Origin of the sequence: Streptomyces sp. NBC_00247 (assembly GCF_036188265.1) — a bacterium.
In the GTDB taxonomy this organism is placed as follows: domain Bacteria; phylum Actinomycetota; class Actinomycetes; order Streptomycetales; family Streptomycetaceae; genus Streptomyces.
Genome location: NZ_CP108093.1, coordinates 6,961,321 through 6,976,527 on the forward strand (window position 1 = coordinate 6,961,321; position 15,207 = coordinate 6,976,527).

A 15,207-nucleotide genomic window follows, 5' to 3' on the forward strand; every position below is an offset into this window, starting at 1 on the left:
GCCCGCCGGACGGCCGGGCACACCGGAGAGCGAGTACTCCCTTGGCCCCTGCTCCCCAGGTTTCCCGGTCCACCGGGATCGCGCTCGAACTGCTCGTCCACGGCGTCGGCGGCACCACGCCGCAGGAGATGCTCGGCGACCCGCGCACGGTGCGCGTGACCGGCGACTTCACCGCCGCGATGTACCGGCGCCCCGAGGACGTGGACGCGGAGGAACATCCCGAGCGCTACCGCGACAAGCCCGTCGCCGAGGCCTACTGCTGGTCCAACCTGACCTCCGGCAACGGCTCCCGCGCCCTGTGGCTGCTGCTCCTGCCGTTCATGGTGGTCAACCTCGCGCACTGGATGCGGCCCGCCGCGAGGGGACGCACCCACGCGGTCCGGTTCTACGGTGTGCTGGTCCGGGTCCTCGCGCTCAGCCTCACCGTGCTGCTGACGGCCGCGGCCTGCGAAGTGGCGCTCGACCTCGTGGCCTGGCAGTGCGCCGGTGTGTCCGCCTGCTCGGACCGGCGGTCCTGGCTCGGCTTCCTCTCCGCCGAACAGGGCGGCTGGTGGTCCCAGCCCGGCAGACGGCTCGCCCTCGCCGCCGCGCTGCCCACGGCCCTCGTCACCCTGCTCTGGTACCTGTCCAACCGCACGTGGAGCGCGTACGAGTCCCAGCGCCCCTTCCCGGGCACCGACTCGCGAGGCGACGCGCGCGGAGGCCCGGACGAGGTCCCGGACACGGACGGTGACGCGAGGAGCGCCCGGGACAGCCCACCGGGCGGCGTCGGGGACGGTGGCGACACGCCGGAGCCGAAGCTCCCCGACCGCGGCGACACCGCGGATGCCGCACCCGCCGCGCGAGCCGCGCTCGGCCGCCCCGGCTTCTGGTACGGGCGCCGCCTCGTCGCCCGGCTGCGCGCCGCGCACACCGCCGCCGGGCTGCTCACCGTCGCCGTCTTCGTCCAGCGGGCCGCCGCCGACTACGACCTGGCCCACTCCGGCCCCGGCCCCGTACTCCTCGGCCGCCTGCTCACCGTAGCCCTGGCGTCCTGCGCCCTCCTCGTCGTGGCCGTCGTCTGCAGCCGGGGCCGCAGCGAGCGCCGTCTCGACCACCGCCTCGACGGGGCGGTCATCAACTTCCTCCCCTCCGCCGCCCTCGTGCTGCTGGCCGTGTCCCTCCTCCACGCGGCCTGGTCGCGGCCCGGCTGGACCTCCTCGGGCGTTCTCGTCGCGGGCGCGGACACCTTCCGGGCGCTCACCGTCGGCCAGGGTGTCCTGGTGGTCGCGCTCGCCGCCGTCGCCGTGAGCCTCCACCGCCACGCCCCCGACGCCCGCACCGCGCTGTACGGGCTGGGCGGCCCGGCGATCGCCATGCTGGCCTGCGCGCTGGGCGGGGTCATGACCGGCGGGCTCGCCCAGCGGGTCGCCGACTGGCTCGACGGCCCGGGCACCCCCGGCATGGGAGCGGGCTCCGCCATAGGAGGTCCGCCCGTCCTGCTGAGCTGGCAGGCGTCGGTGCTCCCGGTACTGCTCCTCGTCCTGCTGGTGCCCGTGGGTGTGCTCCTCGTCCGCACCGCCCGCCTCGCCCGCCGCTTCGAACCGGCCGTCGCCGCCGAGTACGCCCCGGAGTACCGGGGCCGCACACCGGAGCGCGGCCGTACCCGGCAGATCGCGCGGGTCCGCGCCACCGCCCGGCTCACCGACGAGGCGGCCTGGATCATCGGACTGGTGTCCGGGGCCACTCTGCTGCTGGGCGCCGCGGCCCTGGCGGGCTCCTGGTCCACCGGGCAGGTGCCGGGCCGGGCCATGGACGGGACCGGACCGTTCCTCGAATCCGCGGCCGAGGCCGCGCAGTCGACGGGGTCCTGGATGGTCGGCTTCGGCTTCATACTCTTCGTCGCCTCCGGCCGGCGCGCCTACCGCGACGCCTCGGCCCGGCGGACCATCGGCATCCTCTGGGACGTCGGCACGTACTGGCCGCGCGCCGCCCATCCCTTCGCGCCGCCCTGCTACGCCGAGCGGGCCGTGCCCGACCTCGCCTCCCGGATGTCCGCCTGGACGGCCAGGACCGGCGGCAGGCTCGTCATCTCGGGCCACTCGCAGGGCAGTGTGCTCGCGGCCTCCGCCGTCTGGCAGCTTCCGGCCGTCACCCGCCGCCGGGTTGCGCTCCTCACCTACGGATCACCCGCCGAACGGCTGTACGGCCGCTGGTTTCCGGCGTACTTCGGTCCCGCCGCGCTGCGCGGGCTGCACGGCTCGGTCCACTGCTGGCGCAACCTGTGGCGGGCCACCGACCCGATAGGGGGACCCGTCCGGATCGACGAGGGAGCAGGACGCCCCGAGGTCGACCGCGGACCGCTGAAGGACCCGCTGGTGCACGGCCGCACCGCCGAACTGCCCCTGCCCGAGCCCATTCTGGGGCACTCCGACTACCAGGCCGACCCGGTGTTCGCCCGGGAGCGCGCCGCGCTGCTCGCCGAACTCGGCCCGGTACTGCCCCGGCAGGGCGACGGGGCCGGGCACCCGAGCACGGAGGGCGCGCAGGGTCAGGGGAGTTCGGGCAGATCCTCCGGGTAGAGCAGGGTCAGGTCGTCGGTGCTCGTCTCGGTGAACTGGGCGACCCGGCCCGCGTGCCGTTCCACCATCGACTCGAAGGTCTGGCGCGCGGTGCGGCCGTTGCCGAAGGCGGGCCCCTTGGGCAGCTCCGTGAAGTACTTCGCGAGGGCCTCGCCGGTGCCTTCGGCGAGGGTGTACTCGTGCTCCTGGGCCTGCTGCTGGACGATCCGCAGGAGTTCGCCCGGCTGGTAGTCGCCGAAGGTGATGGTCCGGGAGAAGCGGGACGCCACACCGGGGTTGACGGTGAGGAACCGCTCCATCTCCTGGGTGTACCCGGCGACGATCACCACCACGGCGTCGCGGTGGTCCTCCATCAGCTTGACCAGCGTGTCGATGGCCTCCCGCCCGAAGTCCCGGCCGGAGTCCTCGGGGGAGAGGGCGTACGCCTCGTCCACGAAGAGCACCCCGCCACGGGCCCGGTCGAACGCCTCCTGGGTGCGGATGGCGGTCGAGCCGATGTGTTCGCCGACCAGGTCCACCCGGGAGACCTCGACCAGGTGGCCCCGCTCCAGTACGCCGAGGGAGGCCAGGATCTCGCCGTACAACCGGGCCACCGTGGTCTTCCCGGTGCCGGGGGAGCCGGTGAAGACCAGATGGCGGCGGACGGAGGCGGCCTTGAGCCCCGCCCGCTGCCGTCGGCGGCCCACCTCGATCATGTCGGTGAGCGCGCGGACCTCCCGCTTGACGCTGTCCAGGCCCACCAGCGCGTCCAGTTCGCCGAGGACGGCTTCGGAGTCGCGGACCGGTTCGGCCGGCGGATCGGGCACGGGCGCGGCGGACGGCGCCGCGGCGCGTGGCGCGGGCATCGAGCCGAGCAGCACCGGCGCCGCCTGCGTCGCGGTGAGTACGGGCGCGGCGGGGGCGGCGGCGGGCCCGCGCAGGGCGCTCTCGTCGCTGGAGCAGTCCTCCACGACCGGTCCCGCGCCGCCCGATCCGTCGGGGGAGGTGCCCTCGGGGAGCTCGTAACCGCCCCGCGCGCACCGCTCGGTACGGCACCGGGTGAGGGTGGTGCGGCACCCGTCCATCACGTGGAAGCCGTACCCCTCGCTGCCGGTCACCCGGCAGCCGTGGAAGGTACCCCGGCCCTCGGCGGAGACGTAGAAACCGGCCTCGGCCGGCGAGGTCACCGTGCACCGCTCGATGGTGGGGTCGGCGCCCTTGGTGACGATGACACCGGTCTGCGCCGCGTCGATGGTGCAGTTGTTGAGAGTGCCGCCGCTGCCGTGGTCCCGGAACCAGGCGCCGGTGGACGCCTCCCGGATGCGGCAGTCGTCCAGCTGCGCGGTGGCTCCGTCGCTCACGGAGACGGCGGTGTTGCGGATCTGGGTGAGATCGCTGTCCACCACGTCGGCGCGGGAACCGCGGTCGAGGACGAACAGGGCGTCGGGCACGTCGTGGACGCGGCAGGCGTCGAGTATCACCGTGGCGCCGTCGCTGACCCAGACGGCCGGGTAGTCACCCGTACTGTCGTGGATCTCGCACTGGTTGGCGTCGACCCGGGTACCGGGGTCCCACACCGAGAGCCCGTTGCGGCCGAACCGCCGGACCGTGGAACGGGTCAGCGTCAGCACCGAACGGGAACGCAGGTCGATCGCGTTCTCCGGGATGTCGTGGATGTCGCAGTCGGCGAGCGTCAGCACGGCGTCGGTGTCGAGCGTGATGCCGTCGCCGGAGGTGCGGTGCACGGTGCAGTCGGTGAGATGGGCGGAGGCGCGCGCGGTCACCTGGACCCCGCTGCCCTTGACCTCGTACACCTCGCAGCCCACGGCCTCCAGCCCGCTGCCCTCGCCGGTCACGCTCAGCCCCGAGCCGGAGGCGTGGTGGACGCGGCAGCGGTCGAGCCGGGGGTGGGCGCCGTCGCGCACCGACACGCCGGACTGCCCCGCCGAGACGACCTCGCACTCCTCGAACACACCGCCCGCGCCGTCCAGGACCGCGATCCCGACCCCCGCCGGGTTGTCGACGGTGCACCGCCGCACGGTGGGGCGACCGGCGCCGCGTACCTCGATCCCGGACGCAGAGCGCGTCACTATCCGCAGGTCCACGAGGTCGGGGGCGCCTGCCTCCACCAGCACCGCCGGGGCCGCCGAGTCCTGGCCCTCCACGTGCAGGTCCTGGATGACGGCGGAAGCCCGCACGGTGAGCGGCACGCCGTCCACCGGTGCGATGCGGACCGAACCGACGGCCCCTTCGGGACCGCGCAGCGTGACCGCGCGCTGGACGACGAGATTCTCCCGGTACGTTCCCGGAGCGATCGTGAGGACATCGCCCTCGGCCGCCGCTTCCAGGGCCGCGCCGAGCGAGGGGTACTCGCCGGTGCGGCGCCGCCATCGCGATGTGCCGGTGTGCGTCACCTGGACCGTGCCCTGTGCCATGGCGCTGTTCTGCCCCCACCTCGTGCTGTGTGCGATCCCTCGTGTCCGTGCGCACGGTCGTGCGACCGCGAGGTGCCGTCGGCCTTTCGACGACGGCGCTGGCGGGTCCGCCCTGCCGAGGGGAAGGGCGGGCCGGTCCACCGTAGCGCGCGCGGCGGGCGGCAGTTGACGACTCCGTCCCCCACCTCGCCGAAGTGGGGCCCCGGACAAGGCCGTCGGCCCGGTCCGGAGCGCGGTTCACCGATACCGGGAGCCTGTTGCGGACGATGGTCCCGAGGCCGTACGGGGAACCTCGCGGGGTGCTCGGGAATCGTTCGGGGCGCTGTCGGCGAGCCGCTCAGGAGCCCGTTCCGGTTCTGCCCCAGTCGGGGCCCGCCGTCGCCCAGGCCCGGTCCAGTCGCTCGTACCGCCGTCGCACCATGCACCGCACCACGGTCCGCCGGACCGCCTCCACGACTCCGGCCGTCAACCCGAACGCACCGGCCCCGGCCAGGCCCGCATGTATGTGCGCGGTGGGCACGTCCATGGGGCGCGGAGCGACAGCGCCGCGGTCGTCGATCCATATCAGCACCCGCTCACCGGGCTCGCGCACACGCGCCGCGGTCGGGACCGCGCCGTGCCGCTCACCGCCGTCCGGGGCCTTCCACCTCGCCGTCACCGTCTGCCGGGTCGCGGGGCCGGCGCCGCTCTCCGGGTCACCGGCGAACGCGGCCGGGCCCGCGGACACGCTCAGCACGACCCCGCTCGTCCGGTGGCGGTGCGCCTGCTGCTCCCGGATCGTGTCGCGCAGCGCCGAATCGGTGAGCAGTCCGCAGAGACAGCCGACGGCGGGCGCGACGACCACCACGAGGAGGAGGGCGCAGAGCGCCAGCCACGCCTCGCGGCGGTCCGTTCCCCGGCACAGGGGATTGTGCCGCCAGCGCCAGACCCCCCAGACCGCCCGCACAGCCCTCGCCCCCTTCGCCCCTTTTGTCACGCACTGCCCGAAGCGCTCGTGTGCGCTCCGGGGGAGTGCGGAGAGCCGCCTCACCACCACACCCAACGCGCTCGCGCTCCCCGACTGTTCCCGGTCGTCCGCGAAACGTTCACTCAAGAACGCGGAAGGGTTCACCGACGCGGACCGTCCCCGTACCCTCCGGGACGAGGTTCTGGCCGAAGAGCAGCTTCGCCCCCGACCTGCGGTGCAGGGCGAGCGTGCGCAGTGGCTCCTTGCCCCGCTGCGACGTCGACTGGTCGACGGTGGTGACCACGCACCTCGCGCACGGCTTCACCACCCGGAAGGCGACCGCGCCGATCGCGATCCGCCGCCAGCCGTCCTCCTCCCAGGGGGCGGTGCCGTCCACCACGACGTTGGGCCGGAACCGGTTCATCGGCAGCGGTCCCTCCCGCGCGTGGTCGCCGCTCGCGATCAGCGCGTTGAGGGCATCCAGCGACGCGGTGGTGGTCACCAGCAGCGGGTACCCGTCCGCGAGGCTGACGGTCTCCCCTGGCCGCGCGTACGCCGGGTCGACAGGCCTCCGGAACGACGGCTCGTCCTGGTGGACGAGCCGGACCTCCGCCCCGAGGAAGCCGCTCAGCCAGGCGTGCGCGGCCGGCGCCGCCTCGACCACCTCGCACTTCTTGCCGAACAGCTCCACGACGACCGTGTCCGAGCGCTCCGGCACCGCCACCGCCAGCGGCTCCCTGCCGGGCGCGGACAGCTCCACCCCACCACCCGGCAGCGCCGCCGCGGAGATCCCCGCCAGACGGGGTTCCTGACGCTGTGTGACAGCTGTGCCCGCCCCGCTCACCAGCATCCAACGACGGTCGCCCGCGAGTCCCCACGGCTCGACAACGGCCTCGTCGACGGTCAGTGCCGCCAGCGACTTGACGGGATGGAGGTGGATGGAGTGCAGAACGGGAGGTGCCATCCACCCATTTTGTCAGGGTCCTCCGCCACCCCGCGCACGCCCGGAACCGCCCCTCCGGGCGGGGGAGGTCAGTACCCCCGGCCCTGGTACGGACGGTCGTACGGGTCCTCGTACGGGGAAGGTGCCGGCGCCGGGCGGGGTGCCGCCGGCCGCATCGCCTCGTAGCCGGTGGCGGGCGCGGGCGCGGGCCGCGGCGGCTGTTGCTGCTGCTGGTAGCCACCGCGCCCCGGAGCCTGCTGCTGCGGGAAGCCGCGCGCAGGGGTCTGCTGCGCGGGGAACCCCCGGGCGGGCGTCTGCTGCTGCGGATAGCCCCGCATGGGCGAGGGCTGCTGCGGGATGTACGGCGCGGGGGCGTGCTGCAGCTGTGCGGGCTGCATCTGCGCGGGGTGCATCGGAGCCTGCGGCTGGTACGGCTGCGCCATCGGCTGCTGATAGCCATAAGAACCGGCGGGCTGGGAAGGAGCGGCAGGAAGGGCCGGCAGGGAGGACGGCAGCGCGGGGAGGTAGCTGTTGCCGGTCTCGTAGGCGGCGGGCACTCGGATCGGCGCGATCTGAGGCGTGCCTCGCTCCGCGACCAGGGAGTCGTAGATCGGAGTGTCGGCGAACGACGGTGCGGCGTAGTAGCCGCTGCCGTAGCTGGAGCGGGGGGAGGTCATGCCACCTAAGTTAAGCCCACGATGTGCCAGTTGGGGAGGCCGCCCAGAAGGTTGTTTCGCGAGTTGTGCGCCAGCTGAGTTCAGCAATGCGAGCGAACTTCCTCAAAAGGGTCACCGTGGGCTGTAATGATCGTGTAAAGAGCGCATCGCCCGCTGTCGTAAGATCCTGCCGCGTCCCGGTTTGGGAGGACGCTCGGAATCCGCCCCGGCGGCCCGGAACAAGGTGCCGAGCGCCGTCAGAAGATGACTCCGGCCACCGCCGCACCTGCGAAGGACAGCCCGACACCCGCGCCCACACTGAGCATCAGATAACTCCCGGCCGTCGCCAGGCGCCGTGTCGATGTCAGGGTCAGCAGCTCGTACGAGAACGTCGACCAGGTGGACAGCGCCCCGCAGAAGCCGGTGGCGAGGAGGAGCTGGGTCCGGGGCCCCAGATCTCCGTCCGACGCCGTGGCGGCGACGAAGCCCAGCACCAGTGAGGCGGCCGCGTTGGCTGCGAAGGTGCCCCAGGGAAAAGCTGAGCGCAGACGGTGGGAGGCGCCCACTCCGAGCAGATAACGCAGCGGGGCGCCCACCAGCGCACCGACCAGGACGAGCAGCCAGTCGGCGATCACGCCTTCTCCCGGGAGTCGCGGCGGTCTCCGAGGAGCGCGTGCGTGGCGAAGGCTCCCACCGTGACGGCGGCCAGCGCCGCCACCACCGTCAGCAGCAGACAGCCGAGCGCGTAGCCGGGCCGGCCGCCTTCGAACAGCTCCCGCACATCGTCCACGTAGTGCGAGAACGAGGTGAAGCCGCCGAGCACGCCGGTGCCCAGGAGTGGGCTGATCAGCGGGTGGCCCCCGGGAAGACGGAGCTTCACGGTGACCATCAGGACGCCCATGAGGAAGCAGCCGACGACGTTGATCAGCAGGACCGTCCACGGGAACGAGGCAGAGCCGGTCGGCCAGAGCAGTTCGGCGCCGTAGCGCGCCGCCGCGCCGGCCGCACCCCCGACCGCGACCGCGGCGACGACGGCGATCCGGACCTCGGGCGGGTGGTCGGGGTGCGGTCGGTGACGAGTGAACGGTGTCGGGGTCATCAGCCGAACCTGTGGAGCGGCACCGAGCCCTCCGCAGCACAGCGCGCACTCGTCCGGCGTCATGGTGCTCGGCGCGCCCTCGTTCGCCAGGATCTGGCACGGTGCCCCCGACGCCGTGTCCAGCACCACGAGCGGGGACACCGGCATCTCCTGGAGCGACCTGTGGCACGCGTTCTTCACCAACGTGTCGCAGATCTTCCTGGTCGACGCGTGGTACGTGGGGCTGATCATGCTCGTCGGGCTCGCCTTCGCCGGGGTGCACGTGCTCCTGTACGCGGCCGCAGGCAGCGTGGTCGGGATCGTCGCGGCCTGGGCGCTGGGCGCCCCCACCGCGTCGATCGCCGAGGGCATCTACGGCTACAACGCCGTGCTCGTCGCCATCGCCGTCGGTGCCGTGTTCCTCGCCCCCACGGTGTGGAACGGCGCGTACGCCCTGTTCGGAGCAGCCGCCACCACCGGGCTGACCGCCTCGCTCACCTCGCTCTTCAAACCTTTCGGCGGCCACACCTTCACCTGGCCGTTCATCCTCACGACCTGGGCGCTCATGGCGGCCGTCCCCCTGTTGCCGCGCTTCCGCCCGAGCAGCTGACCCCGTCGGGCACGAGCCCTTCCCTCGACGACCCTCCCCACGCACCGAGAGGTACCGACGATGAACCTCGCACCACGCGAGATCGACAAACTGCTGCTGTACGTCGTGGCCGACCTGGCGCGCAAGCGCCAGGACCGCGGGCTCAAGCTCAACTACAGCGAGTCCGTGGCGCTGATCTCCGAGGCGATCCTGGAGGCCGCCCGGGACGGCGAGAGCGTCGCCGACTGCATGGAACTCGGCCGTCACGTCGTCGCCGAGGACGCCACCATGCCCGGCGTGCGGGACATGCTCGGGTTGCTGCAGATCGAGGCGTCCTTCGTCGACGGCACCAAACTGGTGTCCTGTCACGACCCCATCGGCGGATGAACGTGCTGCAGGACGACTGCCGCGTGGTCGCCGTCTGCGGTCACGAGACCGCGTACGGAGAGGCGCTCCGGGACCTGGAGGCACTCGGGGTCGTCGTCGTGTCCAGCGGGCGTGAGCTCTACCGTGCCGTGGCCGGACCGGGGCCCGGACCCGAGCAGCTGTGCGTGGTCCCGATGACCCTGGGGCGGGACCCTCGGCTCGTGGCCGACTCGGCCCGAACCCTTCGCGCGCTGCCCACCGGCGAGGGCTCCCGGAAACCTCGAGCCCTGCTCGCCGAGCCCTTCGGCACCACCACACATCTGATCGCCTGGCTGCGCGCGGCGGCCCGCCGCGTACCCGTCACCTCGGCGCTGCTCGTCACCGCCCCGGCGGGAGACCCCTTCGACGACGCCGAGCTGTACCGGGTGGCGAGCCTGGTCCAACGCAACGGCCACCACTGCCTGGTCGAGGTCGCGTTCACGGGCGGCGAACCGGATACCGCCGAAGGTGTCCGGCGCTGCCTCCTCCTCGGTGCGGACCGGGTGGTGCTGCTCCCGGCGGCATTCGCCGCACCGGAGGCGCCCCCCGTCCCCGACGCGGCCGATCGGCCAGGAGCACGGATCGAGTGCGCCGGCCCCCCGGTGTCGCGGGCCGCACTGACCCGGGTCCTCGCCGAGCGGGTCGCCGACGCCAGGCGCCGATGGAACGAGCGGGCCGACGACGGGATCACCGCCGGCCTCGCCGCGGCCGACGACCACGGGCACGGCCACACCCACCCGCCGGGCGAGGGCCACGACCACGGGCACGGGCATGACCACGAGCACGACCACGCCCACACCCATGACCAAGCCCATGACCACGAGCACGACCACGCCCACCCGCCGGGTGAGGGCCACGAACACGGCCACGCCCACAGCCACATGCACAGGCACCCCTCGGGCGAGGAGCACGAGCACCCCCACAGCCACCGGGACCCACACCATCACCACCACGACGACCACAGCCATTCGAACCCCCGCCCGCACCCCCACGTGATCGTCGAAGGTGCGGACCGCGCTGTCAGGAGTTCCGTATGACCGACCGCCAGAAGTACCTCTACGGCGAGGACCCCATCGAGATCAACGCGGGCCGGCGCACGGTCAGACTGACCGTCAGCAACACCGGAGACCGAGCGATCCAGATCGGTTCGCACTACCACTTCTTCGAGGTCAACTCGGCGCTCTCGTTCGACCGCCAGAAGGCGCTCGGCATGCACCTCAACATCCCCGCCGGCACCTCGGTACGCGTCGAGCCCGGCGGTCAGCGCGAGGTGGAACTCTGCACCTATGCGGGAACGGGCCGCCTCGTCGGCTTCAGCGGCCTGCTCAACGGCAGTCTCGCCTCCCACCCCGCGAAGGTCGAGGCGGTACGCAAGGCCATCGAGCAGGGCTTCGAGGGAGCCGGCCCCCGGCGTACCTGGGCCGACGACGGCGAGACGCGGTCCAAAGCGACGCCGCGCAGCAAGGGCACCAAGGCCTCCACCGACAAGCCGGCCAAGGACAAGGCAAAGAAGAAGGGGTCACGCTGATGCCCATCCTCCCGCGCAAGCAGTACACGGACATGTTCGGTCCCACCGTCGGCGACCGCTTCCACCTCGCCGACACCAACCTCGTCGTCGAGGTCGAGAAGGACTTCAGCGAGGGCCAGTACGGCGACGAGGTCCTCTACGGGGGCGGCAAGACCATGCGTGACGGAATGGCCTCGGACCCGCAGGCCACCAGTGCCCAGGGAGCGCTGGACACCGTCATCACCAACGTCGTCCTCATCGACCCCGTCGTGGGCGTCGTCAAGTGCGACATCGGCATCAAGAACGGCTTCATCGCGGGCATCGGCAAGTCGGGCAACCCGCAGACCCAGAACAACGTCCACCCGGATCTCGTCATCGGTCCCGGCACCGAGGCGATCGCCGGCGAACACCTCATCGCCACCGCCGGGGCCATCGACACGCACGTCCACCTGATCGCACCTCAGCAGGCCGAGCAGGCACTGACCAACGGCATCACCACCCTCATCGGTGGCGGCACGGGCCCGTCCGACGGCACCAACGGGACGACCTGTACTCCCGGGCCGTACAACATCGCCCGGTTCCTCCAGGCGGCGGAGACCTTTCCCGTCAACCTGGGCATCATGGCCAAAGGCAACGGCAGCCTGCCGGAGGCGCTCGACGAGCAGATCGCGGCCGGGGCCTGCGCCCTCAAGGTCCACGAGGACTGGGGCGCCACTCCGGCCGTCATCGACAACGCCCTGAACGTCGCCGACCGGCACGACGTGCAGGTGGCCATCCACACCGACAGCCTCAACGAGAGCGGCTTCTTCGAGGACACCCGCTCGGCGATCGACGGCCGCACCATCCACACCTTCCACAGCGAGGGCGCGGGCGGCGGTCACGCACCGGACATCATGCGTGTCGCGGGCGAGCCCAACGTGCTGCCTTCCTCCACCAACCCGACTCTGCCGTACACCAAGAACTCGGTGGACGAACTGCTCGACATGGTGATGGTCTGCCACCACCTCAGCCACGACATCCCCGAGGACGTCTCCTTCGCCGACAGCCGGGTCCGCGCCGAGACCATCGCCGCCGAATCGGTGCTGCACGACCTCGGCGTCATCAGCATGTTCTCCTCCGACTCACAGGCGATGGGCCGGGTCGGTGAGTCCGTCACCCGGGCCTTCCAGACCGCCCACCACTGCAAGGACAAGCTCGGTGTCCTGGAGGGTGACTCCGCCCGCAACGACAACCAGAGGGTGCTGCGCTACCTCGCCAAGGTCACCATCAACCCGGCCATCGCCACCGGAATCTCCGACCACGTCGGCTCGATCGAGAAGGGCAAGATCGCCGACATCGTGCTCTGGCCCATCCACTCCTTCGGCGCCAAGCCGAAAATGGTGATCAAGGGCGGCATCATCTCCTGGGCGCAGATGGGCGACCCCAACGCCTCGCTGCCCACGCCGCAGCCGGTGATCTACCGGCCGATGTTCGGGCAGTACGGCAAGGCTCTCCAGGCGACCCACGCCACCTTCATGTCGCAGGCGGGCATCGCCGCCGGGGTGCCGGCCGAACTCGGACTGGAACGCATGATCCTCCCCGTGAGCCGGACCCGGACCATCGGCAAGCACAACATGGTCCGCAACGACGCCCTGCCCGACATCAAGGTGGACCCGGAGACCTTCAAGGTCACGCTCAACGGCAAGGTGGCCACGATCGACCCGGCCGAGAAGCTTCCCCTCAACCACCTGTTCTTCCTGGTTTAGGGCGGACGCGTGTACCAGGACGAGGGCGATCCCGCGGTCAGGACGGCGGGGTCCACCAGCGACACCCAAGGGCTCGGACCGCTCCTGGTCAGCCTCCAGCTGACCGACTCGGCTTTCCCGAGCGGCTTTTACACGCTCTCGCACAGTCTGGAGGGCTTCGCGCAGGCCGGAGCGGTCGATGCCGGGAGCCTGCCGTCGCTCCTGGAGGACCTGCTGCTGCACGCCGTCGGACCGGCCGACGCAACCGCTCTCGCTCTCGCCCACCGGGCGACACTCGCGGGTGACATGGAGGCCGTCGTCCGGATTGACGAGCACCTGTTCGCGAGCAAGCTCGGCCGGGAGATGCGGCAGGCCGCCACCCGCACGGGACGGCAACTCCTCGACCTCTCCCAGGAGGTATTCGGCCACCCCGAGATCGGCGACTACTTCGGCCGGGTCGTACGCCGGGAAGCACCCGGAACCCAGGCCGTCGCCGCCGGGATCATCTACGCGGCATCCGGCGTCGCGGTCCGTCAGGCCGTCGCCTCGGACCTTTTCGCATTCTGCGCGAGCTTCGCGGGCGCGGCCCTACGCCTGCGGCTCACCGATCACCGCAGGGCGCAGACCCTGCTGCGGGGAGCCGCCCCCGTCATCCGCACGGCCGTCGAGGCCGCGCTGCGGCGCGAACTCGCGGACGTCGGCGCCTCCGCCTTCGCCTCGGACGTCATGTCGGGCCGTCACGAACGGGCCGAAGCCCGGCTGTTCGCCAGCTGACTCCCCACAACTCACGGAGCACCCATGGACGACAACGTACTGCGCGTCGGAATCGGCGGACCGGTCGGTTCCGGCAAGACCGCTCTCATCGAAGCGCTGGTCCCCGTGCTGATCGCGCGGGGCCGCCGCCCCGCCGTCATCACCAACGACATCTACACCCAGGAGGACGCCCAACACGTTCGCCGTACTCTCGCCGGGGTGCTGGACCCGGAGCGGGTCGTAGGCGTCGAGACGGGCGCCTGCCCGCACACCGCCGTACGGGACGACCCCACCATGAACCTCGCCGCAGGGGCAGAGATGCTGGAGCGCTTTCCGGACACCGACACTCTGCTCTACGAGTCCGGCGGCGACAACCTCACCCTCACCTTCAGCCCGGCACTCGTCGACCTCTTCCTCTTCGTACTGGACACCGCCGAGGGCGAGAAGATGCCGCGCAAGCGGGGACCCGGCATCACCGAATCCGATCTGCTGGTGATCAACAAGATCGACATCGCGCAGTACGTCCGGACCGACGTCGGGGTCATGGAGTCCGACGCCCACCGGGTCCGCGGTGACGGTCCAGTCGTCCTCACCGACTGCCTCACCGGCGTGGGCATCGAGGACATCGCGCTCTACCTCGAATCGCGCCGCAAGGTCCTGATCTGACATGCCGTCCACGCCGCCCGCCGCCACGACCGACCGGCTGGCTCCCGCGTACTACGCGGCGTCCCGCCTCCCCCCGGACGTGGCGGCCCTGGCCTCCGTGCCCGACACACTCGCGGCCGGCTCCCCGGCCAAGGTGGGCATCCTCGACCTCGCCTTCGAGGTACGGGACGGACGCACCGAACTTGTCGAGCGCTACCAGAAGTCGCCCCTGCAGATCATGCGCCCGCTGTGGATCGACCCCGCCATGCCCGGCATGAGCCACGTCTACATGATGGCGACCGGCGGCGGGGTCGCCCAGGCGGATCGCTACCGGATCGACGTCCGCTGCGGGCCGGGAACCCAGTTGCATCTCACCACTCAGGCGGCCACCAAGGTCTTCCGGATGGAGCACGACTTCGCCAGCCAGCGTGTGCACCTGAGGGCGGAGGAGGGCAGCTACGTCGAGTACCTGCCGGACCCGCTGATCCTGTTCAAGGACTCACGGTTCTACCAGTGCAGCGAAGTCGTGGTCGCCCCCGGCGCGACCGTGGTGCTCGGCGACACTCTCACCGCCGGGCGGCTCGCCCGCGGCGAGCGCCACGATTACCGCACCCTCGCCACCGATCTGCGGTTCACCCGTCCCGACGGCACCCTCCTCGGTGTCGACACGGTGCGTCTGACACCGGGCGGACCCGGCGGGGGAGTGGTGGGGCCGGGCGTTTTCGCCGGGCATGACCACGTCGCCTCGGTCTTCGTCGTGACCGACCGGGCCCCGGCCACCGAGATCGCCGACACCCTGCACACCGCGCTGGCCGGCTCGGGCGTCCTCTTCGGAGTCAGCACACTGCCCCGGGAATGCGGCACCTGGGTCCGGTTCCTGGACGACAGTCCCGTCCGCGTCGCCGCGGCGCACGAGGCCGTACGCCAAGCGGTGCACCGTCTCCTCACCGGCCACCTCGCGCCGAACCTGCGCAAACCGTAGTCCT

General features: G+C 71.9%; 14 protein-coding genes and 1 pseudogene. 9 read left to right on the forward strand and 6 right to left on the reverse strand.

Annotated elements, in window-relative coordinates:
• Positions 1-41 precede the first annotated feature (41 nt).
• Complete coding sequence (locus OHT52_RS29695) at positions 42-2,561, forward strand: hypothetical protein (RefSeq protein ID WP_443046712.1); 2,520 nt, start codon at positions 42-44, stop codon at positions 2,559-2,561.
• Here OHT52_RS29695 and OHT52_RS29700 read toward each other — a convergent pair.
• From OHT52_RS29700 to OHT52_RS29725, 6 genes are all read right to left on the reverse strand, one after another.
• Complete coding sequence (locus OHT52_RS29700) at positions 2,531-4,975, reverse strand: right-handed parallel beta-helix repeat-containing protein (RefSeq protein WP_328723260.1); 2,445 nt, start codon at positions 4,973-4,975, stop codon at positions 2,531-2,533. The two genes, OHT52_RS29695 and OHT52_RS29700, sit on opposite strands and share 31 nt — an antisense overlap.
• A 337-nt stretch (positions 4,976-5,312) precedes the next feature.
• Complete coding sequence (locus OHT52_RS29705) at positions 5,313-6,068, reverse strand: Rv1733c family protein (RefSeq protein ID WP_328723261.1); 756 nt, start codon at positions 6,066-6,068, stop codon at positions 5,313-5,315.
• Positions 6,061-6,885 carry an MOSC domain-containing protein gene (locus tag OHT52_RS29710; RefSeq protein WP_328723262.1) on the reverse strand — a complete coding sequence of 275 codons (825 nt, stop codon included), beginning with the start codon at positions 6,883-6,885 and terminating at the stop codon, positions 6,061-6,063. Before OHT52_RS29710 ends, OHT52_RS29705 begins: the two co-directional genes overlap by 8 nt.
• 68 nt (positions 6,886-6,953) lie before the next feature.
• Positions 6,954-7,541, reverse strand: a complete 588-nt coding sequence (locus tag OHT52_RS29715; protein WP_328723263.1) for a DUF6643 family protein — start codon at positions 7,539-7,541, stop codon at positions 6,954-6,956.
• 236 nt (positions 7,542-7,777) lie between these two features.
• Entirely contained in the window at positions 7,778-8,152 is a 375-nt protein-coding gene (locus tag OHT52_RS29720) for a fluoride efflux transporter FluC (protein WP_328723970.1), read from the reverse strand.
• The gene (locus OHT52_RS29725; RefSeq protein WP_328723264.1) at positions 8,152-8,619 is read right to left on the reverse strand and encodes a fluoride efflux transporter FluC; all 468 of its coding nucleotides are present in this window, start codon (positions 8,617-8,619) and stop codon (positions 8,152-8,154) included. Before OHT52_RS29725 ends, OHT52_RS29720 begins: the two co-directional genes overlap by 1 nt.
• Before the next feature lie 52 nt (positions 8,620-8,671).
• Here OHT52_RS29725 and OHT52_RS29730 point away from each other — a divergent pair.
• From OHT52_RS29730 to OHT52_RS29765, 8 genes and pseudogenes are all read left to right on the forward strand, one after another.
• Positions 8,672-9,208, forward strand: a pseudogene (locus OHT52_RS29730) (urea transporter); the annotation flags it as partial.
• Between the two features lie 60 nt (positions 9,209-9,268).
• A complete protein-coding gene (locus OHT52_RS29735; RefSeq protein ID WP_328723265.1) occupies positions 9,269-9,574 on the forward strand; it encodes an urease subunit gamma in 306 nt (101 codons plus the stop codon).
• Positions 9,575-9,579: 5 nt separating this feature from the next.
• The gene (locus OHT52_RS29740; RefSeq protein ID WP_443046822.1) at positions 9,580-10,629 is read left to right on the forward strand and encodes a cobalamin biosynthesis protein CbiX; all 1,050 of its coding nucleotides are present in this window, start codon (positions 9,580-9,582) and stop codon (positions 10,627-10,629) included.
• Complete coding sequence (locus OHT52_RS29745; RefSeq protein ID WP_328723267.1) at positions 10,626-11,120, forward strand: urease subunit beta; 495 nt, start codon at positions 10,626-10,628, stop codon at positions 11,118-11,120. Before OHT52_RS29740 ends, OHT52_RS29745 begins: the two co-directional genes overlap by 4 nt.
• Positions 11,120-12,844 (forward strand): urease subunit alpha, encoded by a 1,725-nt coding sequence (ureC, locus tag OHT52_RS29750; RefSeq protein WP_328723268.1) that lies wholly within the window; start codon positions 11,120-11,122, stop codon positions 12,842-12,844. The genes OHT52_RS29745 and ureC overlap by 1 nt, the downstream gene beginning before the upstream one ends.
• Before the next feature lie 9 nt (positions 12,845-12,853).
• A complete protein-coding gene (locus OHT52_RS29755) occupies positions 12,854-13,597 on the forward strand; it encodes an urease accessory protein UreF (protein ID WP_328723269.1) in 744 nt (247 codons plus the stop codon).
• A 24-nt stretch (positions 13,598-13,621) separates the two neighbouring features.
• A complete protein-coding gene (ureG, locus tag OHT52_RS29760) occupies positions 13,622-14,242 on the forward strand; it encodes an urease accessory protein UreG (protein WP_328723270.1) in 621 nt (206 codons plus the stop codon).
• A gap of 1 nt (position 14,243) precedes the next feature.
• Positions 14,244-15,203 carry an urease accessory protein UreD gene (locus OHT52_RS29765; RefSeq protein WP_328723271.1) on the forward strand — a complete coding sequence of 320 codons (960 nt, stop codon included), beginning with the start codon at positions 14,244-14,246 and terminating at the stop codon, positions 15,201-15,203.
• Positions 15,204-15,207: the final 4 nt, after the last annotated feature.

Coding starts and splice junctions, on each gene's coding strand:
- OHT52_RS29700 (WP_328723260.1), bottom strand. CDS start 4,975: ATGGCACAGGGCACGGTCCAGGTGACGCACACCGGCACATCGCGATGG.
- OHT52_RS29710 (WP_328723262.1), bottom strand. CDS start 6,885: ATGGCACCTCCCGTTCTGCACTCCATCCACCTCCATCCCGTCAAGTCG.
- OHT52_RS29715 (WP_328723263.1), bottom strand. CDS start 7,541: ATGACCTCCCCCCGCTCCAGCTACGGCAGCGGCTACTACGCCGCACCG.
- OHT52_RS29725 (WP_328723264.1), bottom strand. CDS start 8,619: ATGACCCCGACACCGTTCACTCGTCACCGACCGCACCCCGACCACCCG.
- OHT52_RS29735 (WP_328723265.1), top strand. CDS start 9,269: ATGAACCTCGCACCACGCGAGATCGACAAACTGCTGCTGTACGTCGTG.
- OHT52_RS29745 (WP_328723267.1), top strand. CDS start 10,626: ATGACCGACCGCCAGAAGTACCTCTACGGCGAGGACCCCATCGAGATC.
- ureC (WP_328723268.1), top strand. CDS start 11,120: ATGCCCATCCTCCCGCGCAAGCAGTACACGGACATGTTCGGTCCCACC.
- ureG (WP_328723270.1), top strand. CDS start 13,622: ATGGACGACAACGTACTGCGCGTCGGAATCGGCGGACCGGTCGGTTCC.
- OHT52_RS29765 (WP_328723271.1), top strand. CDS start 14,244: ATGCCGTCCACGCCGCCCGCCGCCACGACCGACCGGCTGGCTCCCGCG.